The sequence below is a fragment of the Fusibacter sp. 3D3 genome, from assembly GCF_001748365.1.
Taxonomy (GTDB): domain Bacteria; phylum Bacillota; class Clostridia; order Peptostreptococcales; family Acidaminobacteraceae; genus Fusibacter_A.
Map to the genome: position 1 here is coordinate 1 of NZ_BDHH01000056.1, position 1,367 is coordinate 1,367.

The following is a 1,367-nucleotide window of genomic DNA, read 5'->3' on the forward strand; positions in this document are numbered from 1 at the left end:
CTAGTATTCGATGGTAAATTTGCCCACTTTGTCAAAGGTGGTCAGGGGTACGGCTAATACTTGATTGTGATAGGCGGATAAACCCATTGTGTTTTCAAAGTAGTCTTTGTCGTGAAGGGCACTTGACCGCTCTGAGAGTTTCGAGTCGTTTTCAAGGTCTCGGTAAAATTTGTCGTAGGTGATGGTGTCTTCGCCTAATATCACGTAAGTCCCACCATCGGGTGCAATTTGAATTTTGTTTTCGGCTATGATGTCTTCAAGCATTGCATCAATAGCATGCTCTGAATATTGTTTGCCCTTTGGATTTGCTGTCATCAGATTTCTCAAATTGGTTTCAGTCGCTGAAATGGAAGTATCATCAACATAAGAGGCTTTTGTGGAGACTCTCACAGCGATGTCATGCGCTTTTATAAAATCTTCTAAATCTTGAGATACCTTTTTAAAAGAATCCGATTTTGCAAGGTACAGAAGGTATTTACTCGAGCCTGTTCTATACGTACTTGTTTTGATTTTAGATGCATCTATGCCATAGGTTTTCCAACCGACTTGATAAGGTGATTCTTTTAAAGCAACGGTAGACCCAATTGTAACATTAAAATAATAATCATATCCTGGACCCGAACGATCATTCCCATCGTCGTCATCACGATCAACATTAACCCAAGGATTATAAGTCTTATGAGAATAGGTGTACATCTCTTTATAAGCAAGATATTTATAATCAAATAGGGTTTGATCCGTTGGGGATAGCCAAAATGACTTTGACACCGAATTGATTGTAAATATTGATGCATATTCATAACGAGAAGAGATTTTGAGTTTATCCACTTTTGGAATTAAATTTAAATAAGGTGCGCTGCTTGTTTGACTTGCATCAATTTCATCAACAGATGTATAAACAAATGGTATTGACCTTAGATTAATCGTATTTTGCCATTTTTCTCCTCTAGAATAGGTAAAGTCAGAATGTGTGACTTGCCTTGGATAGATGACTGTTACATAGCCATAACCCGAATATTTAACGACATACTGGATGCCCTCAGGCACATTTAACCCATTTGTAAACGTTTCTTCACCTTCTAGGATTGTGGGTGTCTCTTTGAATGTGTAAAGGTGTCCATCCTTTCCATAGGCTTTATTGGGTTCTATTTTTTCTATACCGCCTATCTGCGCATCTAAATGAGATAAGTTGGTCAGTTCGACGATCTGGTTTGAACCCTCGAAAACGTATTTTGTATTGTACATCGTTTGTATTGTATATGAGTAAGCGCCTGATATAGAAGCAGGTGGCACATTGACAAAACCCGTTGACATACCAAATCCATTTAGGCCCAAGCCATAGCCGTACCACTTTCCAGTATTTTTAC

The 1,367-nt window shown here is 38.4% G+C and carries 1 protein-coding gene; it reads right to left on the minus strand.

The features are described 5' to 3' along the window. Window positions 1-1,367: hypothetical protein (locus tag F3D3_RS24425; RefSeq protein WP_175438487.1), on the minus strand; the 1,367-nt coding region annotated here is incomplete at its 5' end.